26 protein-coding genes are annotated in these 25,054 nt (G+C 54.3%); 11 read left to right on the top strand and 15 right to left on the bottom strand.

The genetic code is table 11. The features are described 5' to 3' along the window. Positions 1-24: 24 nt before the first annotated feature. The 6 genes from lolC (at position 25) to PGR29_RS11395 (ending at position 5,449) form a co-directional block, all read left to right on the top strand. Entirely contained in the window at positions 25-1,224 is a 1,200-nt protein-coding gene (gene lolC / locus PGR29_RS11370; RefSeq protein WP_087857985.1) for a lipoprotein-releasing ABC transporter permease subunit LolC, read from the top strand. Further along, a complete protein-coding gene (gene lolD / locus PGR29_RS11375) occupies positions 1,217-1,918 on the top strand; it encodes a lipoprotein-releasing ABC transporter ATP-binding protein LolD (RefSeq protein ID WP_015367168.1) in 702 nt (233 codons plus the stop codon). Before lolC ends, lolD begins: the two co-directional genes overlap by 8 nt. Further along, positions 1,918-3,162 carry a lipoprotein-releasing ABC transporter permease subunit LolE gene (gene lolE, locus PGR29_RS11380; protein WP_113374189.1) on the top strand — a complete coding sequence of 415 codons (1,245 nt, stop codon included), beginning with the start codon at positions 1,918-1,920 and terminating at the stop codon, positions 3,160-3,162. Before lolD ends, lolE begins: the two co-directional genes overlap by 1 nt. A gap of 103 nt (positions 3,163-3,265) precedes the next feature. Further along, the gene (nagK, locus tag PGR29_RS11385; protein ID WP_221694252.1) at positions 3,266-4,177 is read left to right on the top strand and encodes an N-acetylglucosamine kinase; all 912 of its coding nucleotides are present in this window, start codon (positions 3,266-3,268) and stop codon (positions 4,175-4,177) included. Between the two features lie 14 nt (positions 4,178-4,191). After that, positions 4,192-5,022: a Sir2 family NAD+-dependent deacetylase gene (gene cobB / locus PGR29_RS11390; RefSeq protein WP_087857981.1), complete on the top strand. Its 831-nt coding sequence runs from the start codon at positions 4,192-4,194 to the stop codon at positions 5,020-5,022. Between the two features lie 91 nt (positions 5,023-5,113). After that, the gene (locus PGR29_RS11395; protein WP_316424545.1) at positions 5,114-5,449 is read left to right on the top strand and encodes a hypothetical protein; all 336 of its coding nucleotides are present in this window, start codon (positions 5,114-5,116) and stop codon (positions 5,447-5,449) included. A gap of 140 nt (positions 5,450-5,589) precedes the next feature. Here the strand turns inward: PGR29_RS11395 and PGR29_RS11400 are convergent, their stop codons facing one another. The 6 genes from PGR29_RS11400 to potA form a co-directional block, all read right to left on the bottom strand. Further along, positions 5,590-6,477 carry a DUF6708 domain-containing protein gene (locus tag PGR29_RS11400; RefSeq protein WP_316424546.1) on the bottom strand — a complete coding sequence of 296 codons (888 nt, stop codon included), beginning with the start codon at positions 6,475-6,477 and terminating at the stop codon, positions 5,590-5,592. A gap of 56 nt (positions 6,478-6,533) precedes the next feature. Beyond that, a complete protein-coding gene (locus PGR29_RS11405) occupies positions 6,534-7,397 on the bottom strand; it encodes a DUF6708 domain-containing protein (RefSeq protein ID WP_316424547.1) in 864 nt (287 codons plus the stop codon). Between the two features lie 316 nt (positions 7,398-7,713). After that, positions 7,714-8,760 carry a spermidine/putrescine ABC transporter substrate-binding protein PotD gene (potD, locus tag PGR29_RS11410; protein ID WP_020079135.1) on the bottom strand — a complete coding sequence of 349 codons (1,047 nt, stop codon included), beginning with the start codon at positions 8,758-8,760 and terminating at the stop codon, positions 7,714-7,716. Continuing rightward, the gene (gene potC / locus PGR29_RS11415; protein ID WP_012968557.1) at positions 8,757-9,542 is read right to left on the bottom strand and encodes a spermidine/putrescine ABC transporter permease PotC; all 786 of its coding nucleotides are present in this window, start codon (positions 9,540-9,542) and stop codon (positions 8,757-8,759) included. Before potC ends, potD begins: the two co-directional genes overlap by 4 nt. Continuing rightward, positions 9,539-10,396 carry a spermidine/putrescine ABC transporter permease PotB gene (potB, locus tag PGR29_RS11420; RefSeq protein ID WP_316424548.1) on the bottom strand — a complete coding sequence of 286 codons (858 nt, stop codon included), beginning with the start codon at positions 10,394-10,396 and terminating at the stop codon, positions 9,539-9,541. Before potB ends, potC begins: the two co-directional genes overlap by 4 nt. Beyond that, the gene (gene potA / locus PGR29_RS11425; RefSeq protein WP_316424549.1) at positions 10,380-11,516 is read right to left on the bottom strand and encodes a spermidine/putrescine ABC transporter ATP-binding protein PotA; all 1,137 of its coding nucleotides are present in this window, start codon (positions 11,514-11,516) and stop codon (positions 10,380-10,382) included. The genes potB and potA overlap by 17 nt, the downstream gene beginning before the upstream one ends. 254 nt (positions 11,517-11,770) lie before the next feature. Here potA and pepT point away from each other — a divergent pair, with 254 nt between their 5' ends. Beyond that, complete coding sequence (gene pepT, locus PGR29_RS11430) at positions 11,771-12,994, top strand: peptidase T (protein ID WP_316424550.1); 1,224 nt, start codon at positions 11,771-11,773, stop codon at positions 12,992-12,994. Positions 12,995-13,107: 113 nt separating this feature from the next. Then, on the top strand, positions 13,108-13,533 hold the full coding sequence (locus PGR29_RS11435) for an REP-associated tyrosine transposase (RefSeq protein WP_316424651.1): 426 nt from the start codon (positions 13,108-13,110) through the stop codon (positions 13,531-13,533). 134 nt (positions 13,534-13,667) lie between these two features. On the opposite strand, the gene PGR29_RS11440 is transcribed toward PGR29_RS11435, so the two are convergent. The 8 genes from PGR29_RS11440 to rluE form a co-directional block, all read right to left on the bottom strand. Then, positions 13,668-14,789 carry a cupin domain-containing protein gene (locus PGR29_RS11440; RefSeq protein ID WP_015367148.1) on the bottom strand — a complete coding sequence of 374 codons (1,122 nt, stop codon included), beginning with the start codon at positions 14,787-14,789 and terminating at the stop codon, positions 13,668-13,670. 85 nt (positions 14,790-14,874) lie between these two features. After that, positions 14,875-16,341 carry a two-component system sensor histidine kinase PhoQ gene (phoQ, locus tag PGR29_RS11445; protein WP_087857975.1) on the bottom strand — a complete coding sequence of 489 codons (1,467 nt, stop codon included), beginning with the start codon at positions 16,339-16,341 and terminating at the stop codon, positions 14,875-14,877. Then, complete coding sequence (gene phoP / locus PGR29_RS11450; protein WP_087857974.1) at positions 16,338-17,012, bottom strand: two-component system response regulator PhoP; 675 nt, start codon at positions 17,010-17,012, stop codon at positions 16,338-16,340. The genes phoQ and phoP overlap by 4 nt, the downstream gene beginning before the upstream one ends. A 167-nt stretch (positions 17,013-17,179) precedes the next feature. Continuing rightward, positions 17,180-18,550 (bottom strand): adenylosuccinate lyase, encoded by a 1,371-nt coding sequence (gene purB, locus PGR29_RS11455; RefSeq protein WP_015367145.1) that lies wholly within the window; start codon positions 18,548-18,550, stop codon positions 17,180-17,182. A 3-nt stretch (positions 18,551-18,553) separates the two neighbouring features. Then, complete coding sequence (hflD, locus tag PGR29_RS11460) at positions 18,554-19,195, bottom strand: high frequency lysogenization protein HflD (protein ID WP_015367144.1); 642 nt, start codon at positions 19,193-19,195, stop codon at positions 18,554-18,556. A gap of 56 nt (positions 19,196-19,251) precedes the next feature. Continuing rightward, positions 19,252-20,358, bottom strand: coding sequence for a tRNA 2-thiouridine(34) synthase MnmA (mnmA, locus tag PGR29_RS11465; protein WP_015367143.1), 1,107 nt, complete (start codon positions 20,356-20,358; stop codon positions 19,252-19,254). Between the two features lie 56 nt (positions 20,359-20,414). Further along, positions 20,415-20,873 (bottom strand): NUDIX hydrolase, encoded by a 459-nt coding sequence (locus tag PGR29_RS11470; protein WP_015367142.1) that lies wholly within the window; start codon positions 20,871-20,873, stop codon positions 20,415-20,417. A 21-nt stretch (positions 20,874-20,894) separates the two neighbouring features. Beyond that, positions 20,895-21,545, bottom strand: a complete 651-nt coding sequence (rluE, locus tag PGR29_RS11475) for a 23S rRNA pseudouridine(2457) synthase RluE (protein WP_045393759.1) — start codon at positions 21,543-21,545, stop codon at positions 20,895-20,897. A 239-nt stretch (positions 21,546-21,784) separates the two neighbouring features. Between rluE and icd the strand changes: the two genes are divergently transcribed. The 3 genes from icd to yajD all read left to right on the top strand — a co-directional run bounded on the left by icd (position 21,785) and on the right by yajD (position 24,009). Next, positions 21,785-23,035 (top strand): NADP-dependent isocitrate dehydrogenase, encoded by a 1,251-nt coding sequence (gene icd, locus PGR29_RS11480; protein ID WP_015705065.1) that lies wholly within the window; start codon positions 21,785-21,787, stop codon positions 23,033-23,035. A 192-nt stretch (positions 23,036-23,227) separates the two neighbouring features. Continuing rightward, positions 23,228-23,527: a hypothetical protein gene (locus PGR29_RS11485; RefSeq protein ID WP_113374181.1), complete on the top strand. Its 300-nt coding sequence runs from the start codon at positions 23,228-23,230 to the stop codon at positions 23,525-23,527. A 134-nt stretch (positions 23,528-23,661) separates the two neighbouring features. Then, a complete protein-coding gene (yajD, locus tag PGR29_RS11490) occupies positions 23,662-24,009 on the top strand; it encodes an HNH nuclease YajD (RefSeq protein ID WP_015367133.1) in 348 nt (115 codons plus the stop codon). A gap of 33 nt (positions 24,010-24,042) precedes the next feature. On the opposite strand, the gene PGR29_RS11495 is transcribed toward yajD, so the two are convergent. After that, positions 24,043-25,002, bottom strand: coding sequence for a YbgA family protein (locus PGR29_RS11495; RefSeq protein WP_316424551.1), 960 nt, complete (start codon positions 25,000-25,002; stop codon positions 24,043-24,045). Positions 25,003-25,054 lie beyond the last annotated feature (52 nt).

The following is a 25,054-nucleotide window of genomic DNA, read 5'->3' on the forward strand; positions in this document are numbered from 1 at the left end:
GCTATCAGCAACCAGATGGATTACATGTACCAACCTGCCGCACTATTTATCGGCCTTCGCTACATGCGCGGGCGCGCAGCCGACCGCTTCGGCCGTTTCGTCTCCTGGCTTTCGACCATCGGCATTACGCTTGGCGTGATGGCGCTGGTGACTGTCCTGTCGGTGATGAACGGTTTTGAGCGCGAGCTGCAAAACAACATCCTGGGGCTGATGCCGCAGGCTATCATTAGCGCCCAACAGGGCTCTATCAACCCGCAAAAAATGCCGGAAAGCGCCGTTAAGCTGCAGGGCGTGACGCGCGTCGCGCCGCTCACCACCGGTGATGTGGTGCTGCAAAGCGCCCGCAGCGTCGCCGTCGGCGTAATGCTGGGCATCGACCCGGCGCAAAAGGATCCGCTGACGCCTTACCTCGTCAACGTCAAACAGAGCGATCTGCAGGCAGGTAAATATAACGTCATTCTCGGCGAACAGCTGGCGGGTCAGTTGGGGGTTAACCGCGGCGATCAAATTCGCGTCATGGTACCTTCCGCCAGCCAGTTTACGCCGATGGGACGCGTGCCGAGCCAGCGTCTTTTTAACGTCATCGGCACCTTCGCCGCCAACAGCGAAGTTGACGGCTATCAAATGCTGACCAATATCGATGATGCCTCTCGACTGATGCGCTATCCGCTGGGCAATATTACCGGCTGGCGATTGTGGCTTAGCCAGCCGCTGCAGGTTGACACCCTCAGCCAGCAGACGCTGCCGGAAGGTACCAAATGGCAGGACTGGCGCGAGCGTAAAGGCGAGCTGTTCCAGGCCGTGCGGATGGAAAAAAATATGATGGGGCTGCTGCTGAGCCTGATCGTCGCCGTCGCCGCTTTTAACATTATTACCTCGCTTGGCATGATGGTGATGGAGAAGCAGGGCGAGGTGGCTATTCTGCAGACCCAGGGGCTGACGCCGCGGCAGATCATGGCCGTCTTTATGGTACAGGGCGCCAGCGCCGGGATCGTGGGCGCGCTGCTTGGCGCGCTGCTCGGCGTGCTGTTGGCCAGCCAGCTGAATAATTTAATGCCGATTATCGGCGCGTTTTTGGACGGCGCGGCCCTGCCGGTGGCGATTGAGCCGCTGCAGGTGATTATTATCGCTCTGGTGGCGATGGCGCTGGCCCTGCTGTCTACGTTGTATCCTTCCTGGCGCGCCGCCGCCACCCAACCCGCTGAGGCTTTACGTTATGAATAAGATCCTGCTGCAATGCGACAACCTGTGCAAACGCTATCAGGAAGGCAACGTGCAAACCGATGTGCTGCACGATGTCAGCTTCAGCATTCAAGAGGGTGAAATGATGGCGATTGTCGGCTCTTCAGGCTCCGGCAAAAGCACGCTACTGCACCTGCTTGGCGGGCTGGATACGCCGACCTCCGGCGATGTTATTTTCTCCGGTCAGCCGATGAGCTCGCTCTCCGCCGCGGCTCGCGCCGATCTGCGTAACCGCGAGCTCGGGTTTATCTATCAGTTCCACCATCTGCTGCCGGATTTTACCGCGCTGGAAAACGTGGCGATGCCGCTGCTGATTGGTAAGAAAAAAGCGGCGGATATCGAACGCCAGGCGAAAGCGATGTTGCAGGCGGTCGGTCTGGAGCACCGTAGCCACCATCGTCCGTCGGAGCTTTCCGGCGGCGAGCGCCAGCGCGTGGCGATTGCTCGCGCGCTGGTGAACAAACCGCGGCTGGTACTGGCGGATGAACCGACCGGCAACCTCGACGCCCGCAATGCCGACAGCATTTTTGAGCTGCTGGGCGAGCTTAACGTGGCGCAGCGTACCGCTTTCCTGGTGGTGACCCATGACTTGCAGCTGGCGAAACGAATGAACCGCCAGCTGGAGATGCGCGATGGCCGCCTGACGGCTGACCTGACCCTGATGGGGGCCCAGTAATGGCTTCACCGTTATCGTTACTGATTGCGCTGCGTTTTAGCCGCGGCAGACGCCGCGGCGGTATGGTCTCGCTGATTTCCGTCATCTCTACTATTGGCATCGCATTAGGCGTGGCGGTACTGATCGTCGGCCTGAGCGCGATGAACGGTTTCGAGCGCGAGCTCAACAACCGCATTCTGGCGGTAGTGCCGCACGGTGAAATCGAGCCGGTTAATCAGCCGTGGAATAACTGGAACGAAGCGCTGACGAAGGTTGAAAAAGTGAAAGGCATCGTCGCCGCTGCGCCTTATATCAACTTTACCGGGTTGGTGGAGAGCGGCAGCAATATGCGTGCCATTCAGGTCAAGGGCGTCGATCCGCAGCAGGAGAGCCGCCTGAGTTCATTACCAAACTTTGTGCAGAACAATGCCTGGGCTAGTTTTAAGGCCGGCGAGCAGCAGGTGATTCTGGGCAAAGGCGTCGCCGATGCGCTGCACGTGAAGCAGGGGGATTGGGTGTCTATCATGATCCCCAATTCAGATTCCGAGCACCAGCTGTTGCAGCCGAAACGCGTCAGGCTACACGTGAGCGGCATTCTGCAACTGAGCGGCCAACTGGACCATAGCTTCGCGATGATCCCGATGGCGGACGCCCAGCAGTATCTGGATATGGGCAGCAGCGTGACCGGCATCGCCATTAAAGTCACCGACGTCTTCCACGCCAATACGCTGGTACGCGACGCCGGCGAGGTAACCAACAGCTACGTCTATATCAAGAGCTGGATCGGCACCTACGGCTATATGTATCGTGATATTCAAATGATCCGCGCCATTATGTATCTCGCCATGGTACTGGTGATTGGCGTCGCCTGTTTTAACATTGTCTCGACGTTGGTGATGGCGGTGAAAGATAAAAGCGGCGATATTGCGGTGCTGCGCACGCTTGGCGCGAAAGACGGCTTAATCCGCGCGATTTTCGTATGGTATGGTTTATTGGCCGGTTCGGTCGGGAGCCTGATCGGGGTGGTTATCGGCGTGTTAGCCGCGCTGAAGCTGACATCGATTATCAACGGTATCGAAGCGTTGATCGGGCATAAATTCCTTTCCGGCGACATCTATTTTATTGACTTCCTGCCGTCTGAATTGCACTGGCTGGATGTCGTTTATGTGCTGGTGACAGCACTGTTGCTGAGTTTGCTGGCCAGCTGGTATCCCGCCCGCCGCGCCAGTCGTATTGACCCGGCGAGGGTGCTGAGTGGCCAGTAATTTATCGTCGTGGCCCTTCAACGCTGCATCTATTAAGCCAATTCTGTGACAGCAGAGGCCGCCCAAAGGATGTGGGGTTGGGGCTAATAAGAGGAATGGCTAAATGTATTACGGATTTGACATTGGCGGCAGCAAGATAGCGTTGGGGGTGTTTGATAACGCCCGGCAACTTCAGTGGGAAAAACGCGTTGCCACTCCAACGGAAAGCTATGAGGCTTTCCTGCAGGCGATTGAAGCGCTGGTTCGCGAAGCCGATCGGCGCTTTGGCGTGGAGGGCGCGGTCGGTATCGGTATCCCCGGCATGCCGGAAACCGCGGACGGCAAGCTGTATGCCGCCAACGTTCCCGCCGCCAGCGGCCAACCGCTGCGCGTTGATCTCAGCGCGCGCCTGGGGCGCGAAGTACGTCTTGATAATGACGCTAACTGCTTTGCGTTATCTGAAGCGTGGGATGATGAATTTACCCAATATCCGCTGGTGATGGGATTAATCCTCGGCACCGGCGTCGGCGGCGGGATCGTGCTTAACGGCAAATCGATTACCGGTCACAGTTACATTACCGGCGAGTTCGGCCATATTCGTCTACCGGTGGATGCCCTGGAAGTGGTGGGGCGCGATTTTCCGCTGACCCGCTGCGGCTGCGGCCAGCTCGGCTGCATTGAGAACTATCTTTCCGGCCGCGGATTCGCCTGGCTGTATCAGCATTTTTATCACCAATCCTTAACTTCGCCGCAGATCGTCGATCTGTGGCTGCAGGGTGATGCGCAGGCGCGGGAGCACGTCGAGCGTTATCTCGATCTACTGGCCGTTTGTCTGGGCAATATCCTCACCATTGTCGATCCGGATCTGCTGGTGTTGGGTGGCGGATTATCTAATTTTACTGCTATAACCGAAGGGCTGGCGCAGCGCCTGCCGCGTCATTTGCTTCCGGTCGCCCGGGTGCCGCGCATTGAGCGCGCGCGTCATGGCGACGCCGGAGGTATGCGCGGTGCGGCCTTCCTTCATTTGACTCATTAATTACAGGGGTAGCTATGCTGTCGCGCCGCTTACATCGCTTAAGCCGTTTCCGCCGTAAAAAACGCCAGTTGCGCGATCGCTTACGGCAACGTGTCTTCTTCGGCGAAGACAAAACGCCGCCGCAGGCAATAGATAAACCGCGGGTGGTGGTGTTAACCGGCGCCGGGATTTCGGCAGAGTCGGGGATTAAAACCTTCCGCGCCGCCGACGGCCTGTGGGAAGAACACCGGGTGGAGGACGTGGCGACACCGGAAGGTTTTGCTCGCGACCCGGCGCTGGTGCAGGCGTTTTATAACGCCCGCCGCCGCCAGTTGCAGAGTGCGGAAATCGCGCCCAATGCCGCGCATCTGGCGCTGGCGAAGCTGGAAGAGGCGCTTGGCGATCGTTTTCTGCTGGTGACGCAGAATATCGATAATCTGCACGAGCGCGCGGGTAACCGCCGGGTTATCCATATGCACGGCGAGCTGCTGAAAGTACGCTGTTCGTGGAGCGGGCAGGTGCTGGAATGGACCGGCGACGTGACGGCGGATGATAAATGCCACTGCTGTCAGTTCCCGGCGGCGCTGCGCCCGCACGTGGTATGGTTTGGCGAGATGCCGCTGGGCATGGATGAGATCTACAGCGGGCTGGCCGAGGCCGATATCTTTATCGCTATCGGAACCTCCGGTCACGTCTATCCGGCGGCGGGGTTCGTCCATGAAGCTCGTTTGCACGGCGCGCATACCGTCGAGCTAAACCTTGAACCCAGCCAGGTCGGCAGCGAATTCGCTGAGAAACATTACGGGCTGGCAAGCGAAGTGGTGCCCGAGTTCATTGATAAGCTGCTGCAGGAAAATTCGCTATAAACTGAAGCAGCCTGCCAGGGAGCATGGGCACAGCCCATTGCTTCCGGCAGCGCTGTTGACAAGGATGAAACGTCATGACAGGAGTCAGACTATGCATAATCCGCTGGTTATCGAAGCGATCATGTTGATCGCGGCCATCGTCGTCGGCGTATGGAGCCAGAGAGCTTTACCTATATACGCCGATAGTCGGCCGATTCTCTTTATACTGTGCTTGTTCATCAGTATCGGCAGCACATTGGGCCTGCTGCTCGATGGCTTAGCCCTGCTCCTCACCGGCCAGGTAGCAACAGGTATTGTACGGATATATGGCCCCCTGCTGCTGCTGGTGGTGCTGTGGAAACCCCTTAATGCGGTCTTCGGTATCATTGAAGATTTTTTGCAGCGCAGAGAAGCCAGGGGGAAATCCCGGCGGCGAAAGCGAAATTAGAAACGTCTTAACGGTCGGAAGCTTCCGACCGCGATGAGTTATTGCTTAAAAAAATTGAATACCTGTCTGCCTGAATAATATGGACAAATTTTAATGCTCGCAAGAACAGGTCTGTAAGCCACTCTGGCTACTTCTAACTTTTAACTATCCAACGTAGATTCCGTCAGCGCGGAGTCAGACCACGGGGTGTCGGGAAGTCTTCGCATAATCCAGCGCATTGCTAATGCGTCTAGTAAAATGAAGGGAACAATAACTATAGAAAATGTTAAGAAAAATGGGTCCCTGAGAGGAAAGATTGTGGTCCATTTGTCATTCTGATTGGCACGTAGCACTATTCGACTGCTGATTGCCGTGACGCAGTATTTATAGCTGTATTCGTTTTCAGGTGAGACTAAACGCAAGTTGGGCATCGCGCCACTCATATAGTGGTTACACCATTCCCATGATGCTTCATAGCCAGAGATAATCGTAGTCATATCGGCTTTAAAGCGAGAGTAGGGAGAGCACATCGGTAAAATATCTTCGCTAATGGTAAAACTGGTTTTGGTACCATTAGATGAAACAGCATGCCAGCGGTACCACGACTGGGGACCATAATAGCGACTGACATGCTGACCAAAATGGGCCTCTATAAGATTCCAGTCATAAATGAGTGTTTCAATGGGCCATTTAGCAAAAATATTAAATGTACGCTGATGTTTTTGAATATAAACTTTCTGCTGTTGGCGATTTAACCTGATGGTGAGCGTTTTAGGGTGTTCTAAAGCGCATCGTAATGCGTAGATACAAAAATAAATTAATGCACAACCTGCCAGACCAAGGAAGAGTAAAATGTCATTTTCCTCCAGTAGACTAAAGCAAAGGTATAGGAAAGGTGAAGTGATAATTATCAGTAGTGTCGGTATTGTTACATTTCGCGTCATGCTATTCATGTTCATACCGATATTCATGTTGGTTATTATATCACAATAAATATCATTCGCCGTAGTAACGCCGAACAACGGTGGCATTGCTCTGTTAATTTCCAATGTGGCCACTCCTTGTAATGTTATCAAATGTCGCCGATATACGGAAATGACTATTTTTAATTGTTCGACGTTGATTCCGCCCGTGCTGAATCAGACCACGGGGTGTCGGGTTTTATTCGTAACACCACATACGTTATTAATGCATCAGGTATCATCATTGGCAGCATGAAAAGAGCCAGAATCCAGAAGAAAGGGTTCCGGAAAGGAATAATAGTTGACCATTTATCATTTATATCAGCACGCAGGAAACCCCGACTAACTAATAACATGCAATATTTAAATGAGTGTTGAGGCTCTGGCGGTAAAATATGGACAGGCGGCATCATGCCGCGCATGTAGTTTTCACACCATGCCCATGATTTCGCATAGCTAAAGAGAAAATCTTCGTTTTCAATGGTAAAACGTGAAAATAGCGAAGCACTATGATCGGCGCTAATAACAAATTTTCTTTGGTAACCGCTGGGTTCAGTAACACGCCACTCATACCACGTACAACCGCAGCTTTTCCCGGATCCGGTCTTAAAGTTAGCGACTATCTCTTTCCAGTCATAAGTCAGCGTTTCGATAGGCCATCTGGCAAAGATGTTATAGGAAGTATTATGATGTTGAATATACACCCGCTGTCGCTTGCGATTCAGTCTGATGATTAAGCTTTTAGGCTGTGTTATGGCCACGCGTAGCACATATATACTGTAGTATAATATAAAAATAACGAATAGTATGGCGTAAAAGATTTCATCGGAATGGGTTAATAGAGGCCCCACCAGAAAAAGAGAGTAAATAGTTCCAATTATTAAAAATAACCATATAGTTACACCAGTTCCATTTCCTCGGAGGATGTTTCTTTTTATATCGCAGTAAATATCATTAACTTCTGTAATACCGAAGAGTGGAGGGGGATTAATTTTTATATCATTCATTATTCCATTTCCTTATGTAAGAGCGGCGGTTAATCCTTTAGGTATTTCTGCTGGTTATGTTTTTTATCGCTAAATAATGGCGGTAGAGTTGCCTTCTCTTATTTATCCCGGTTAGGGCTACCCGCAAAGCGGCAACATCGATGTAAAGTATCGACGGCGACGGGTGAGATGCAATACATATAATTATTGAATAAATTCGGATGAAATGAATAACCCGCAGTACTTTATAAGCCTGTGTTTTCGCGGGTGATTGACAGTGAATATATTAATTTTTTATATGCTGGATAACATCGCGCTATCCAGCATAGTATTACAATTAGCGACCGGCTTTCAACTTCTGGTAATACTCTTCATAAATGGCGCTGGCGCTGCCGACGTCATTTTGCCATTCGCCTTTTTCGATAGTGGCGGCATCCGGATACAGCGATTTATCGTTGGCGACTTCCGGGCTGAGCATTTTGCGCGCGGCCAGGTTTGGCGTCGGATAACCGATAGTTTCGGCTACCTGTTTCGCGACATCAGGGCGCAGCAGGAAGTTAATCAACTTAAGCGCGCCGTCAACGTTTTTGGCATTCGCCGGAATCGACAGGCTATCCATCCAGAAAATGCCGCCTTCTTTTGGCCAAATCACTTCCAGCGGGGTGCCAGCCTGACGCGCGACATAAGCGGAACCGTTCCAGACCATGCCAAGGTTCACTTCACCTTCCATATACGGGTTTGCCGGGTTATCGGAATTGAACGCCGCGACGTTTGGCATCAGCTTTTTCAGCTCGTTATAAGCCGCTTCAATCTCTTTTGGATCGGTGGTGTTGCCGGAATAGCCCAGTTTGCGCAGCGCCATCTGGAACACCTCGCGGGCGTCATCGGTCAGCAGCAGGCTGCTTTTATATTCCGGTTTCCACAGGTCGGCCCAGCTGGTTACGGTTTTCGGGTCGATAGCATCGCTATTGACGCCGATTGCCGTCGCGCCCCAGATGTAGGGAATCGAGTAGTCGTTATTCGGGTCGAAAGGTTTGTTCAGCATCTGCGGATCGAGGTTGCTGAAGTTACTCAGCTTGCTCTTGTCAATCTTTTGCAGCATGCCTTCTTTGCGCATTTTGTCGACGAAATAGGTTGATGGCACCACCAGATCGTAAGCGCCGTCTTTATAGGTTTTGAGCTTGGCGTACATGGTTTCATTCGACTCGTAGGTCGAATAGATCACCTTGATACCGGTCTCTTTGGTGAACTGTTCCAGCAGGCCTGGCGGCACGTATTCGGTCCAGTTATAGAAGTAGAGCGTTTTGCTATCGTCCGCCTGCGCGGCGCCCATGCCCAAAGCCAGAGCGCCCGCAGCGAGCAGGTGGCGTGACCATTTTTTCATTTTAACGTCCCCTGAGTTTTATCACGTGCAATTAACTGACTGGCGATAACCATCACCAGCGAAAGAACCAACAGAATCGTCGCCAGCGCGTTCACTTCTGGTGAAACGCCGACCTTCACCATGGAGTAGATCTTCAGCGGCAGGATTTCATAACCCGGACCCGTAACGAACGAAGAGACCACCACGTCATCCATCGACAGGGTAAAGCTCAATAGCCACCCGGCCGCTACCGCCGGCAGTGCCAGCGGCAGGATGATTTTGCGCAGGATGGTCATCTCGCTGGCGCCGAGATCTTTCGCCGCTTCCAGCATGCGCACATCAAAGCCTTTCAGGCGAGAGAACACGGTCACTACCACGAATGGCAGACAGAAGGTGATATGCGAAAACAGCAGCGACCAGAAGCCCAGCTGAATACCGATCAGCATAAACAGCACCAGCAGGGAGATAGCCATCACGATATCCGGCGACATCATCACGACGAAAAGCATTCCGCTGACGAACGGTTTACCGCGAAAACGGTAGCGATACAGCGCCACGGCGGTGAGTGAGCCGATAAGCGTGGCGAAGGTTGCCGACAGCACCGCCATGGTCAGCGAGTGCTGGGCGGCCTGCAGTAGGCTATCGTTATTCATCAACAGGCTATACCAGTCGGTGGTGAAGCCTTGCCAGTTGATACCAAAGCGTGAACGGTTAAACGAGTTAACGATCAGAATAATAATAGGGATGTAGAGATACGCGTAAATGGCGGTCATAAAGCCGCCGCGCAGCAGTCGACCGATCATTCCAGCTCCACCTTTTTATTCAGCAGGCGCGCCGCGCGCCAGTAAATCAACAACATCAGCCCCATCACCAGCGTTAAGGTAATACTGGTTGCCGCGCCGAATGGCCAGTCGCGGATATTAAGGAACTGACTCTTGATAACGTTGCCGATCAGCAGATTTTTGGCGCCGCCCATCAGGTCTGAGACGTAAAAGAGCCCCATTGCCGGCAGCATCACCAGCAGACAGCCGGCGATAATTCCCGGCATGGTCAGTGGAATAATGATGCGGATAAAAGTCTGCAGCTTGCTGGCGCCGAGATCTTTTGCCGCCTCCAGCAGCGGGCGATCCAGTTTCTCAATGCTGGAGTAGAGCGGCATCACCATAAACGGCAGCAAAATATAGACCAGGCCGATAATTACCGCTGACGGCGTGTACATAATGCGTACCGGCGTATCGATAATCCCTAACCACAGCAGGAACTCGTTCAGATAGCCTTTGGTACTGAGGAAAATCTTCAGCCCATAGATGCGGATCAGCGAATTCGTCCAGAACGGGACGATAAGCAGGAACAGCAGCAGCGGGCGTACCTTTTGCGGCAAGCGCGCCAGGAACCACGCGAACGGGTAGCCCAACGCCAGGCAGGCGAGGGTCGCCAGCAGCGCCATATTCAACGAGTGCAGCAGCACATCGTAATAGAGCGGATCCAGCAGCCGCGAGTAGTTATCCAGCGTGAAGACCATTTTGACGAAGTTCGCATCGTCGCGGGTCAGGAAGCTGGTGGTGATGATCATCAGGTTGGGCAAAAAAACGAACAGCACAAGCCAACCCACGATAGTGGCGATCACCACATTCTGGAATTTACTGGTGTTCTTCATCGGCCAGCACAACCTCCCAGCTTTCTACCCAGTTAATCGCCATTTTCTGGTCGAGTGAGTGGTCAAAGTCCGGATCGTCTTCATTGAAGAATTCGCTGACCATAACCATCTTGCCGTTTTCCAGCTCAACAACTGACTCAAGGGTCATCCCCTTGTAGTTGCGTTCGCGCACGTAACCGATAAGGCCATCCGCTTCGCTGCCGTGATGAATTTCATCAACGCGGAGATCTTCCGGGCGCAGCAGAACGTTCAACTGTTGCCCTTTTTCAACGGCGAAGTTGACATAGATATTGCACTCGCGGCCTTCGACGCAGGCGCGTACGCGCTGTTCATCCAGGCGTTCAATAACGGTCGCGCTGAAAATGTTGATTTCGCCGATAAAACTGGCGACGAAAAGATTCTTCGGCTCTTCGTAGATTTCACGCGGGGTACCGTCCTGCTCGATTTTGCCATCGCGCATCACCACAATGCGGTCGGACATGGTCAGGGCTTCTTCCTGGTCATGGGTGACGAAAACAAAAGTGATGCCCAGCTTGCGCTGTAGCGCTTTGAGTTCGTTCTGCATCTGCTTACGCAGCTTGTAGTCGAGCGCCGAGAGGGATTCATCAAGCAGCAGCAGACGCGGTTTGTTGACCACCGCCCGGGCGATGGCGACGCGCTGCTGCTGGCCGCCGGAGAGCTGGTGAGGCTTACGCTGGGCAAACTCTTCGAGCTGTACCATTTTCAATGCGTCCACCACCCGCGGGGTGATTTCTGCCGCCGGGGTTTTCTGCATCCGCAGGCCGAAGGCGACGTTTTCGAACACGGTCATGTGCGGGAAAAGCGCATAGCTTTGGAATACGGTATTGACGTGGCGGTTTTCCGCCGGGACATGGGTAATATCCTGGTCTTCCAGGTGGATACGTCCGATATCGACGCTTTCCAGACCAGCGATTAGACGAAGAACGGTTGTTTTACCGCAGCCAGAGGGGCCAAGCAGGGTGAGAAATTCACCATTATTGATGGTTAAGTTGAGATCGGAGATAACGGTCTTACCATCAAAGCTTTTGCGAATTCCCGCCAGTTGTACCAGCGGAGAAAGCGAACGCGGTTGTATATTCAATTTTTGACTCTGTCCCATGTAGACGCAACGGAAAAGGGATCGCTGCGGGGTTTGTGATTAACCACCTTTGGGGTTGCACATAATTAATAAGGGCCAGCATTTTACGGCAAACGATTGTAATCGCCAATCATTGTTGTACCGCGGTGTATCACCTTTACACATAATGCACGTAAATGTATTAAATTTTGGTTTACGGGCTAAAAATGACCTGACGCAATATTTGTCTTTTCGCCCTTATTGATAATGTTGTCACAAAAAAAGAGGGTGGCCACATGGATAAATTGCTTGAGCGTTTTCTGCAGTATGTTTCTTTAGATACGCAATCGAAGCCTGGCGTGCGTCAGGTTCCCAGTACCGAAGGGCAGTGGAAGCTGCTGCGTTTGCTGCAGAGCCAGTTGGAAGAGATGGGGCTGGTCAACGTGACGCTAAGTGAAAAGGGCACGGTGATGGGGACGCTGCCGGCCAACGTCGCAGGCGAAATCCCGGCCATCGGTTTTATTTCCCACGTTGATACCTCGCCGGATTTCAGCGGTAAGAACGTGAATCCGCAAATTGTCGAAAACTACCGCGGCGGCGATATCGCCCTCGGCATCGGCGATGAAGTGTTGTCGCCGGTGATGTTCCCGGTTCTGCATCAACTGTTAGGCCAGACGCTTATTACCACCGACGGTAAAACGCTGCTCGGCGCCGACGATAAAGCGGGCATCGCAGAGATCATGACGGCGCTGGCGACGCTGCAGGCGAAAAAGATTCCTCACGGCGATATTCGCGTCGCCTTTACGCCGGATGAAGAAGTCGGCAAAGGCGCGAAGCACTTTGACGTCGCCGCGTTTGATGCCCGCTGGGCGTACACCGTTGATGGCGGCGGGGTCGGTGAGCTGGAATTTGAAAATTTCAATGCCGCCTCGGTGACCATTAAAATTGTTGGCAATAATGTGCATCCCGGCACCGCGAAAGGGGTGATGGTTAACGCTTTATCATTGGCGGCGCGTATTCACGCCGAAGTGCCGGCCAGTGAGGCACCGGAAACCACCGACGGTTATGAGGGCTTTTATCACCTGACCAGTATCAAGGGCAGCGTTGATCGGGCGGAGATGCACTACATTTTGCGTGATTTCGATCGCAAGCAGTTTGAAGCGCGCAAACGCAAAATGATGGAGATCGCCAAAAAGGTCGGTAAAGGGCTACATCCGGATTGCTACATCGAACTGGTGATCGAAGATAGTTATTACAACATGCATGAGAAGGTGATTGCCCATCCGCACGTAGTGGACATCGCGCGTCAGGCGATGGTGGACTGCGATATCGAGCCGCAGATAAAGCCAATCCGCGGCGGTACCGACGGCGCCCAACTCTCTTTCATGGGGTTACCGTGCCCGAATCTGTTTACCGGCGGCTATAACTATCACGGTAAGCACGAGTTTGTCACTCTGGAGGGTATGGAAAAAGCCGTGCGGGTGATTGTGCGGATTGCGGAGCTGACGGCAAAACGTTAAACCCAGATCCCGGTCCTGTAGGCCCGGTAAGGCGTGAGCCGCCACCGGGCAAAAAGAGTCCATCTAAGCTGAAGAGGAGGGAACCTCTGATGTCAAATTATCGCCGTAGTTAAATCCCCGGCGGCTGCTGGTTCTTCACCGTAAACCTGCAAAACCGCCACAGCGATCTGCTGACACGACATATTGATCATCTTCGTGCCGCGATAGCCTGTGCTAAACGTAAAAGACCTTTTCAGATTAACAGTTGGGTTGTGTTACCTGAACATATGCACTGTATCTGGACGTTACCGGAGGGTGATTCCGATTATTCCGCTCGTTGGCGGGAGATTAAAAAGTCTTTTACGCGTGCGTTAGCGCAAAACCAGATCTGGCAGCCGCGTTTTTGGGAACATACCATCCGTAATGATGAAGATTATCGGCGCCATATGGATTACGTTTATATCAATCCAGTGAAACATCGGCTTGTTGGATGCGTGAGGGATTGGCCATATTCAACGTTCCACCGCGATGTGAGGAAAGGGTTATATCCTGAGGATTAGGCTGGGGATACGGTCAAAATAGATGCCGGAGAGCGGCGGTAATATGCCGGATGGCGGCTACGCCTTATCCGGCCTACGGTACCGATGCCATTTGTCGGCCCGGTAAGCGCAGCGCCACCGGGCAGGGTGCCGACTCAGTCCTCGAAGAACCAATAGCCGCTGTTGACCAGCGCCGCCAGCATGGCGAGGAACGACGGGTCTTCCAGCGCATCGCCGAAATGTTCGGCGCGTAGCGACAGATGCGTTGCCAGCGCGTCAAGCGCCGGGCGGTGCGGAGAGTCTATTTTTTCGCCGTTGACGAACACTTCACCATCGATCCGCAGCACGCGCAGGCCGCCAAGGCGGGCGAGCTTATCGCCCTGCTGCAGCGCATCGTAAATTTCGTCCGGCTGATAAGGCGGCTCCGGCGGCGCCACGTCAAGTTCGTGGCGGGATTGGGTAATGAACTCGCCAAACCACTGCTTAAAGTGCTCAGGTTGGTTAATCAGCCCCAGCATCATCTCACGCAGGCGATCCAGTTCAACCGGAAGAATATCGGCCGGATGGTCGCGGGATGGCACGTCCGGGTCGGCATAGCGCTGGCTGCCCAGCTCTCGTTGCAAAATATAGTCAGCAAAGCCGCTGAACAGCTCGCGGGCATTCGGCGCACGATAGCCGACCGAATAGTTAAGCGAATTTTCCAGCGAATAGCCTTCATGCGGGAATCCTGGCGGAATGTAGAGAATATCGCCAGGTTCCATCTCTTCATCGATGATGGCTTCAAACGGATCAACCTGCAGCAGATCCGGATGCGGGCAATGCTGCTTCATCGGCACCTTTTCGCCCACGCGCCAGCGCCGGCGACCGGTACCCTGAATGATAAACACGTCGTATTGATCAAGGTGCGGGCCCACGCCGCCGCCGGGGACGGAGAAAGAGATCATCAGGTCGTCGATACGCCAGTCCGGCAGAGCGCGGAAGGGGTGCATCAATGCCGCCGTCGGCTCGTGCCAGTTGTTCACCGCTTGCACCAGCAGCGACCAGTTGTTTTCGCTAAGATGATCGTAGCTTTCAAATGGACCATGGCTGACCTGCCATTTTCCGTCCTGATGACTCACCAGACGGCTGTCGACCTCGCTCTCCATGGCCAGGCCGGCCAGTTCATCCGGGCTGATTGGGTCGATGAAATTGGCGAAGCCGCGCTTTAACACTACCGGGCGTTTTTGCCAGTAGCGTTCGATAAAGTCGGGCCAGTTTAGCGTTAATTGATAGTCCATATTTATATTCCACAGCAGGTGTCTGTCTGGGATTATAACGGATGCGGCGCCGCGGCGATGCAGGCGCCGTTAAAAAACTGTTGCGTTAGCTCTCTTTATCATCAGGAAGCTGGCGGCCAAAGATAACTTCCATGCAGGCGCCGCCGAGCAGGCTGTCGCCGGTCAGGATATCGCCATCGTACTGTTCAACGATATCGCGGGCGACAGACAGGCCTACCCCCTGACCCGGACGCAACGTATCGGCGCGCTGGCCGCGATCGAACACCGCCGTGCGCTGGTTGCGGGGAATTCCGGGACCGTCATCCTCCACCAGAATATGCAACTGGTTGTCGTTGGTCTGGCGTACCGAGACTTCGACAAACTCCAGACAATACTTGCAGGCGTTATCGAGCACGTTGCCCATCACTTCCATAAAGTCGTTCTGCTCGCCGACAAAGCTTATCTCCGGCGAAATATCCAGCGTGATGTTAACCCCTTTACGCTGGTAGACCTTATTTAAAGCAGAGGTCAGGCTATCCAGCAGTGGGGCGATCGGGTGTAGTTCGCGGCTGAGAAGCGCATTGCCGCTGCGCATGCTGGCGCGGTGCAGATAGTAGCCGATTTGCTGCGATATGCGGCTAATCTGCTCCAGCATCACCGGCTCCGCTTCGCTGACGCTAATTTTCTCGCCGCGCAGCGAACGTAGGGTGCTTTGCAGCACCGCCAGCGGTGTTTTCAGGCTGTGGGTTAAGTCAGTGAGGGTGGTTCGGTATTTGTCGTAGCGGTCACGTTCGCTTTTTAGCAGGCGATTGAGGTTACTGACCAGGCCGGTAAGTTCACGAGTGGTGTGAGAATCGAGCCTCTCACGATGATGTTCTTCCAGCTCGCGGACCTCTTTCGCCAGTGATTCGATAGGGCGTAAACTCCACCAGGCGGCAAGCCACAGCAGCGGGATGACCAGCAACAGGTTGGCCGCCAGCACGTAGATAAACCAGCTCCACACCATGTAAGAGCGTTTTAGCTCCACCGGAATGGTGTCGACCACCACAATGCTTAATTGCGGCATCTTCGCGGTGGCCGGATAGAGATTAATCGCCACCGAGTGGGTCATCTCCGAGGAGTCATCTTCCTCGCGGATGGCGTCAAGCTGCTCGCGAATTTCATCATTATTGCGCAGCAGCAGACTACTGCTGCCAACATCGGCTTCGATTTCATGGAAGCCGTTGCTCTTCAGCCATTCAGGTTGGATTCGCTTCACCAGCCAGGGGACGTCATGCTGCGCCCACAGCAGTTTGCCTTTGGCATCGTAAATCAGCGTCACCGTCGGGCTCTGCATGTTCAGGTGTTCGGGGATATCGACATCGATATGGTTATTTTCCCACTTCGCCAGCATATAGAACAGGTTGCTCTCGCCGCGCAGCAGGCGGAAGGTGGTTTTATCGAAGCTTACGCTGTAGCCTACCAGCGCAACCATGCCGTAGGCCAGAGACAGGATCAGCACTACGGCGGCGGTCGCCAGCAGAAAGCGGACGCGCAGAGAAAGCGGAAGGATATGTCGCAACACGCCTTTCATCCGCGCAGTTCGAATAAGTAGCCCTGACCGCGCACGGTGGTGATCACGTCCTGCGGATATTGCGCCTGGATTTTTTTGCGCAGCCGCCCCATCAGCACATCGATGGTGTGGCTTTCGCGGAGTTCGGCATCAGGGTAGAGCTGTAGCATCAGCGAATCTTTGCTCACCACTTTGCCGCGGTTACGGATCAGCGTTTCCATGATGGTGTACTCAAAGGCGGTGAGCTTAATCGGCTGGTCATTGACCGACAACTCGCGGCGGGATAAATCTACCTGGAACGGCGGGATCGAGATAACCTGCGAGGCCAGGCCGCTATTGCGACGCAGCAACGCCTGCATGCGGGCGGCGACCTCTTCGATATGGAAGGGTTTGGTGACGTAGTCATCGGCGCCGGCGCTCAGCACCTCGACTTTATCCTGCCAGCCTTCACGGGCAGTCAGCACCAGTACCGGTACCGATACGTCGTGACTACGCCAGCGGCGGATCAGCGACAGGCCGTCTTCATCCGGCAGGCCAAGGTCAACGATGGCGACATCCGGGATATGCTCGCCCAGGTAGTAATCTGCTTCCTTTGCATCTTCCGCGGCATCCACCTGATGCCCCAGTTCCTGTAGCTGGACCTTGAGGTGATGGCGCAGCAGAGCATTATCCTCAACGACGAGTACGCGCATGCCCATTCTCCATTTCATTTACGATTTGAATAGTTTAACGCGATTATGTGGCGCTGGGGGTAAACATTATTTAAACCAGGCGGGAGAGAGCGTGTTTCTGCGTGGAAAGTCGTGATTGCCAGGTAGCATGTGCGAAGAGATTGCCCATGCTACCTGAGTCAGGCTGGTTACTTCAGCTCGTCGACCATGGTGGTCGCCCGACCGATGTAGTTAGCCGGGGTCATCGCCTTCAGGCGGATTTTTTCTGCTTCCGGCAGCGGCAGGCCGTCGATGAACTGCTGCATGCCTTCGGCGTCGACGCGCTTACCGCGGGTCAGCTCTTTCAGCTTCTCGTACGGTTTTTCGATACCGTAGCGGCGCATGACGGTCTGGATCGGCTCAGCCAGCACTTCCCAGTTGTGATCCAGTTCGTCCAGCAGACGATCCTGGTTCAGCTCCAGTTTGCTCACGCCTTTCAGGGTGGATTGGTAAGCGATCAGCGCATAGCCGATGCCCACGCCGAGGTTACGCAGCACGGTGGAGTCGGTCAGGTCGCGCTGCCAGCGGGAAACCGGGAGTTTGCTGGCCAGGTGCTGCATGACGGCGTTCGCCAGGCCGAGGTTGCCTTCGGAGTTTTCGAAGTCAATCGGGTTCACTTTATGCGGCATGGTTGAAGAGCCGATTTCGCCCGCGATGGTTTTCTGTTTGAAGTGGTTGAGCGCAATGTAGCCCCACACATCGCGATCGAAATCGATCAGGATAGTATTGAAGCGCGCCATACAATCAAACAGCTCGGCGATGTAGTCGTGCGGCTCGATCTGGGTGGTGTACGGGTTCCACTGAATTCCCAGCGAGGTCACAAACTCTTCACTGAACTGATGCCAGTCAACTTCCGGGTAGGCGGCGATGTGGGCGTTGTAGTTACCGACCGCGCCGTTGATTTTACCGAGGATTTCCACCTGGTTCAGCTGACGGTACTGGCGCTCCATACGGTAGGCGACGTTGGCCATCTCTTTGCCCATGGTGGACGGGGTCGCCGGTTGACCGTGGGTACGAGAAAGCAGCGGCACGTCACGGTATTGGGTCGCCAGATCTTTAATCGCGTCAATCAGCTTGCGCCAGTACGGCAGCACCACTTCGTCACGGGCGGTTTTCAGCATCAGCGCGTGCGACAGGTTGTTGATGTCTTCAGAAGTACAGGCGAAGTGAATGAACTCTGACACCGCGTGCAGTTCGGCGATATCGGCGACTTTTTCCTTGAGGAAATATTCTACCGCTTTCACGTCGTGGTTGGTGGTGCGTTCGATGGTTTTGATACGCTCCGCGTCCTCTACGCTGAAGTCGGCAACGATTTTATCAAGGAAACCGTTTGCGTCGGCAGCAAAAGCAGGAACTTCCTTGATCGCTGCGTGCGCGGCCAGTTTTTGCAGCCAGCGGACTTCTACCTGTACACGGAATTTCAGCAAACCGAATTCGCTGAAGATACCGCGCAGCGCGCTGACTTTATCGCCGTAGCGGCCGTCTACGGGGGAAACGGCGGTCAGTGAGGATAATTCCATAAATCATAACTCCGGGGTTAAATGAGCAAGAATTTGTTTTGCCTGGTTAACCAGACGATTGCGAGAAAACATGAGCTGCAGACGTCCGCCGCCAACCTGATGCCAGAGCACGGCGGAACGAATGCCGGCGAGTAGGGTAGAGCGTACCTTCGCCTGAACCTGCGGGCTTTGCAGCACGGCAGGGGAACCTGTGACCTGAATGCGAGGCCCCAGCGGGCTGATGACGTCAACGTAAATGCCGGCCATCGCGCTGAGCAGCGTTTCAGATTGTAGATCAAAATGTTCTAACTGACGGCGCAGGCCGCCGATGCGGTTGCCGAGGGTATCCATCGCCCCTTTGCTGGCGGCGAGTTTACGTTCCAGCACCATCAGGCTTAATGTGTAGCGGGTGAGTTCCGCGTTAAGGCCCTGACGGCTGCTGGTATTCAGCACGCCGAGCAGAGTCTCAAGCCCGAGACGAAGATTGGCTTCACTCCCACCGAATACCGCCAGCGTTGAATCCGGGTCGAGATCGATGATGCTGTTCAGCGAAACGTGCAGGGCGTCGCTGTCGCAATGCCCCTGATGCGCCAGTTGCTGAACCAGCCGCGCCGCCTGGCATACGCCCGCCAACGCCAGAGTGATGTCATAATAATTCTTCGCCACGCTTACTCCTTGTAACCCGCCGGGCGTTAATCAGGCATCCGGCGGAAAATGGTCGATCAAGACGCCAGCGGCAGGCGCTGTTCGATAATTCCGCCGCCGAGACACACTTCGCCGCTATAGAAAACAGCCGACTGTCCCGGCGTCACGGCGGCGACGGGTTCATCAAAGATAACCTCGATGCGGTCGTCATCCAGCGCCTTCACGGTGCAGGGGATGTCGGTCTGGCGGTAGCGGGTTTTCACCGTGCAGCGAAGGGTGCCCTGCAGCGGCTGACGATCGACCCAGTGTAACTGCTGGGCAATCAGGCCGACGGACATCAGACGCGGGTGATCGTGACCCTGGGCGACGATCAGCACGTTGTTTTCCACGTCTTTATCGACCACGTACCACGGATCTTCGCTACCTTCTTTGGTGCCGCCGATGCCGAGCCCTTTACGCTGGCCGAGGGTGTGATACATCAGCCCCTGGTGTTCGCCTATCTCATCGCCGTCGACGGTGATGATTTTGCCCGGCTGCGCAGGCAGGTAGCGGCCCAGGAAGTCGCGGAACTTACGCTCGCCGATAAAGCAGATGCCGGTAGAGTCTTTTTTCTTCGCGGTGATAAGATCCAGCTCTTCGGCGATTTTACGCACCTGCGGTTTTTCCAGCTCACCGACCGGGAACAGACTTTGCGCGATTTGTTCGTGGCTGAGGGTGTAGAGGAAATAGCTCTGGTCTTTATTGCCGTCGAGCCCGCGCAACAGTTGGCTTTTGCCGTTGACATCGGCGCGGCGCACGTAGTGACCGGTGGCGATGTAGTCAGCGCCGAGGTCTTCTGCGGCGAACTCAAGGAAGGCTTTGAATTTGATCTCTTTGTTGCACAGGATATCCGGGTTCGGCGTACGGCCTGCTTTATACTCCTCGAGGAACAGCTCGAAGACGTTATCCCAGTATTCTGCGGCAAAGTTGACGGTATGCAGTTCAATACCGAGCTTATCGCAGACGGCTTGCGCGTCGGCGAGGTCGGCAGCGGCGGTGCAGTATTCCTCACCGTCGTCTTCCTCCCAGTTCTTCATGAACAGGCCTTCCACCTTATACCCTTGCTGTTGCAGAAGGTAGGCGGAAACAGAGGAATCGACGCCGCCGGACATGCCGACGATCACTTTTTTTGGACTTTCTGACATTGGAATACTCACCACATTGAACTTCAAGGCGGCGTATTCTAGCACGCGCCAACCGTTCAGGCACCCCCTGTGAACGGCCAGTTAAATTCCGCAATCAGCGACAGCGGATGCCGCGGATCCTGCTGATAGCTGCGGATGCTTTCCGCCACCAGCGGCGAGCGCAGGTTTTTTGCGTTAAGAATTTCCTCGGCACTGAGCCACAGACAGCGGTCGATGTCGCTATCATGCGGTTCAGTAGCGCACGTATCGTTAAGCTCAATGGCAAACAGAAAGCGCAGGAACGGCGTATTATCCGGGGCTTGCCACTGGTGCATGCGGATGAAGTGCTGCGGCGCGGCGCGAATACCGGTCTCTTCCCACAGTTCGCGTTCGGCGGCCTGCGCCAGGGTCTCATTGGCCTCAAGATGACCAGCTGGTTGGTTCCATAGCGCTTTGCCGTTAATCGTCTCTTCAACAATCAGGAATTTGCCTTTGGCGTGAACCACGCAGGCGACGGTGACGTGCGGTTTAAACATCGAGCTTCCTTATGAATGCGGTTATTCGGTTTGGCGCCATTCGCCGTTGGCTAAGCCATCAAGCGTATAGCCGCCCATGGCGTAGCGAATCAGCCTTAGCGTCGGGAAACCGACATGGGCGGTCATCCGACGAACCTGACGGTTGCGCCCCTCATAGAGGGTAATTTTTAGCCAGCGAGTGGGAATCGATTTACGCTCGCGAATCGGCGGATTGCGCGGCCAAAGCCAGGCGGGTTCATCCACCAGCTCCACGCCGGCGGGTAGGGTGGGTCCATCGTTTAGCGTCACTCCGTCGCGCAGCGCGCGGATCGCTTCTTCTGTAGGTTCGCCTTCCACCTGAACGTAATAAATCTTGCCGGTGCGCTTACCGGGCTGGGTCAGTTTTGCCTGTAGCGCGCCATCGTTGGTCAGCACCAGCAAACCTTCGCTGTCGCGGTCAAGACGACCGGCGGCGTAAACGCCGGCGACCGGAATAAAATCCTTCAGCGTGCTGCGCCCGGACTCGTCGGTAAATTGCGGCAACACATCGTAGGGTTTATTGAACAAGATCACAGTTTTAAGCTGGCGTTCTTTACGTTGTCTGGTCACTTGTTGTGTGCTGAATCGCTCAACGCGATGTTTTCTAAATGAAGTTTTCTGCATGGTATTTTCAGGCTCTCTCAATTGCCGCATTATAGCCTAATTACGAATGCCTTTCATGGACGCAAACATTCAGGTAGTATTGACATGCTCATTACAAATTATTAACAAAAAATTGCTCAAACCGATTCGCAATACAGGCAGGAAGGCAACACGGACGCGAATCTCCGGTTAGCGGGGCGACCCGGTACTCAGGAGTAGGCCGACTAAGCCAACACCAGGCTCGCGTGAAGAGGGAAGAGCAGAACCAGAAGCGCTCGAAGGAGAGGTTAATGGAAAGCAAAGTAGTAGTTCCGGCGGAAGGTCAGAAAATCACCCTGCAAAACGGCAAACTGAACGTCCCTCATAACCCGATTATCCCGTTCATTGAAGGCGATGGTATCGGTGTTGACGTTACCCCAGCGATGCTGAAAGTGGTTGATGCCGCCGTTGAGAAAGCCTATAAAGGCGAGCGTAAAATTTCCTGGATGGAAGTTTACACCGGTGAAAAATCTACCCACGTTTACGGCCAGGATGTCTGGCTGCCTGCTGAAACCCTCGATCTGATTCGTGATTACCGCGTTGCTATTAAAGGTCCACTGACGACGCCAGTTGGCGGCGGTATCCGTTCTCTGAACGTGGCGCTGCGTCAGGAGCTGGATCTCTACGTTTGCCTGCGCCCGGTACGTTACTATCAGGGTACCCCGAGCCCGGTTAAACACCCGGAACTGACCGATATGGTTATCTTCCGCGAAAACTCCGAAGATATTTATGCGGGTATCGAGTGGAAAGCAGATTCTGCCGAAGCTGACAAAGTTATCAAATTCCTGCGCGATGAGATGGGCGTGAAGAAAATTCGCTTCCCGGAACATTGCGGTATCGGCATCAAGCCGTGCTCTGAAGAAGGTACCAAACGCCTGGTACGCGCCGCTATCGAATACGCGATCACCAACGATCGTGATTCCGTGACCCTGGTGCACAAAGGCAACATCATGAAGTTCACCGAAGGCGCGTTCAAAGACTGGGGTTACCAGCTGGCTCGCGAAGAGTTCGGCGGTGAGCTGATCGACGGCGGCCCGTGGGTGAAAATCAAGAACCCGAACACCGGCAAAGAGATCGTGGTTAAAGACGTGATCGCCGATGCGTTCCTGCAGCAAATCCTGCTGCGTCCGGCTGAATACGATGTTATCGCCTGTATGAACCTGAACGGCGACTACATCTCTGACGCCCTGGCGGCGCAGGTTGGCGGTATCGGTATCGCGCCGGGCGCCAACATTGGCGACGAGTGCGCGCTGTTCGAAGCCACCCATGGTACTGCGCCGAAATATGCCGGCCAGGATAAAGTGAACCCAGGTTCCATCATCCTGTCTGCAGAAATGATGCTGCGTCACATGCAGTGGTTCGAAGCTGCAGACCTGATTGTTAAAGGCATGGAAGGCGCTATCGCCGCTAAGACCGTGACCTATGACTTCGAACGTCTGATGGAAGGCGCTAAACTGCTGAAATGCTCTGAGTTTGGCGACGCGATCATTAAAAACATGTAATCCGGTTTTCTGGATTAATGCGAAACGGGAGCCTAAGGGCTCCCGTTTTTATTTGCTTTGTACCGGGTTATCCATAATTAAATAACAGTGAGCTATTCATGCCCACTGCCGCTTGCTACGGTAAATCATCCATTGGCTTTATCGATTGCCATATTTTGCCTGGTTATCCAGGTTATTATTAGAGGTGATATTATGAAAAAGATTATTTTGACCCTGGTATTAGCATCAGCGAGTATTTCTGCCTTCGCGGGTTACCATCCGGTCGCAAGGACCGCAGCCGTAGCCTCAGCCGATCATCCGGTGGCGGTAGCGGCGGCAACCGGCGATAACGGTAACCATCCGGTGGCGCGCACCGCGGCTGTCGCTTCGGCTGACCATCCGGTGGCGGTGGCGGCGGCAACCAGCGATAACGGTCGCCACCCAGTTGCGCGTACCACGGTTGTCGCTTCAGCGGATCATCCGGTCGCAGCGGCGGCAGTGACCAGCCATTAATAATCCTCTTCCCGGCGCCACGCCGGGATTTAGCTACTGCTCACGTCTGCGCATCGATTTCCTTTCCTGCTCCGTTTTACGCTATATTGGCGCTATTATCGTAAATTATCTCTTTATCACAGGTAACATCTGCCATGGCTTTGATCCCTAAAAACTATGCCCGCCTGGAAAGTGGCTATCGCGAGAAGGCGCTTAAAATTTATCCATGGGTCTGCGGACGCTGCTCGCGCGAGTTTGTCTACTCCAACCTGCGTGAATTGACGGTACATCACATCGATCACGATCATACCAATAACCCGGAAGATGGCAGCAACTGGGAACTATTGTGTCTGTATTGTCACGATCACGAGCATTCCAAGTACACTGAGGCCGACCAGTACGGTACAAGAGTGGTGGCCGGTGAAGATGCGCAAAAGGATGTCGGTGAAGCCACCTACAATCCTTTTGCCGATTTAAAAGCCATGATGAACAAGAAGAAGTAGCTACGCTTCGTCGTAATGCGCATAGCCTGGCTGCTAATTGACGCCCAGACGCAGGGCTAAATCCTGCGGGTAGGGATCAAAATAGTTCTGCGTCTGCAGATAGCGGTCGGGATATTCGGCCAGGTAGTGCTTAAGCAGCGTCAGGGGCGCCAGAATAGGGAGCAGCCCCGCGCGATAATGTAGTATCACGTCACGCAGCTCGCCGCGCTGACGGCTATTCAACCGTTCGCGGAAATAGCCCTGAATATGCATCAGCACATTGGTGTGGTTTTTCCTGGAGGCGGTATTTTTCAGGATCGCCATCAGTTTATCGCGGTAGGCCACGAAAAAGGCATCCAGGTCCTGCCATTGATGCATCGAGGCGACGAAAGGGCCAATTTCGCGATAGCCGGCCTGATGATGCGCCAGCAACTGCAGTTTATAGCGGCTATGAAAATCCATTAACGCCCGACGGGTCAGGCCATTGGCCCGCAGCGTATTCAGTTCATGTAGGGCGAAAAGACGCTCGACAAAATTCTCTCTTAACTGCGGGTCGTGCAGTCGTCCATCCTCTTCTACCGGCAACCACGGATAGGCTTCCATCAACGCGCGGGTAAACAGGCCGGTACCTTCTTTGCGCCCACGGTTGCCTTTTTCATCATACAGGCGCACGCGTTCCATACCGCAGCTCGGTGATTTGGCACAGACGATAAAGCCCGCTAATTCGCCAAGCCCAGGCAGGTAACCGGCGGTAAAATTCTTCATTTTGCCCGTGACATCGTCGTGCGGCTCGCTGCTAAAACGCATCTGAATCTCACCTGCGTCGGTCCGCACCAGGCGCAGGGCCGGTCGAGGAGAGCCCAGGCCGATGGCCATTTCCGGACAAATGGGTTTGAAGGTTACCCACGACGCCAGTTCATCCATCGCAAATGGCGATCGTTTATGTCCGCCATCAAAGCGCACGGACGAGCCGGTTAAACAGCCGCTGATGCCAATGACAGGTTGCTTATTCATGGCGTACTCCTCGCTTTGTTCTCACTGGATGAGCCGTCCCGCAAAAGCGTTC

This window comes from Klebsiella sp. 141203 (assembly GCF_032601985.1).
Taxonomy (GTDB): Bacteria; Pseudomonadota; Gammaproteobacteria; order Enterobacterales; family Enterobacteriaceae; genus Klebsiella; species Klebsiella aerogenes.